Genomic DNA, 519 nt, shown 5'->3' with positions numbered 1-519 from the left:
ACGTTTGGGATTTATCAGCATCCCCAGAGGAAAAACGTCTCATGGTTTTGACGATTGAGGAGTATCGTCGGTATCTCAAGGCTCTCGTATTAATCGTAAATGCTCAATGGCTAAAACTAGCAGAATTAACAACAAAAGAGCGAGTCAATGCCATAGAGAAAGAGATTCATCAAACCGCAAAGAATCCCGAACCCAAGCACCGCTATTTTCAATTAGTGGTGCAAAAATATCCCTCATTCCGCAAATTCCCCAGTTACTTAAGAAGAGCAGGGATAGCCGATGCTATTGGGATAGTGTCAAGTTTCCAAACGAGATATAGAGCATGGCAATCAGGAGAGAGAAAACATCGCTTTTGCCAACCGCCAAAACTAACAGCAATGTGCAGAAGTTACCCTTCATTGTACAAAGGTCAACAGATTCGCTATGGGGAAAAATATCGCACAATTCAAATCAAAATCTGGAATGGAAAAGATTGGGTATGGTCAGCAGAAATCCCCGTCAAAAAACAAGGGAAAAACC

At 41.8% G+C, this 519-nt stretch carries 1 pseudogene; it reads left to right on the top strand.

Annotated features, from left to right (window positions below):
• Positions 1–41: 41 nt before the first annotated feature.
• Positions 42–519 (top strand): annotated as a pseudogene (locus JUI58_RS11880) (IS200/IS605 family accessory protein TnpB-related protein); the annotation flags it as partial.

Origin of the sequence: Spirulina sp. CCY15215, assembly GCF_016888125.1 — a bacterium.
Classification (GTDB): domain Bacteria; phylum Cyanobacteriota; class Cyanobacteriia; order Cyanobacteriales; family Spirulinaceae; genus CCY15215.
The sequence above is the reverse complement of the archived record's forward strand: the minus strand, read 5'-3'. Positions and strand labels throughout refer to the sequence as shown.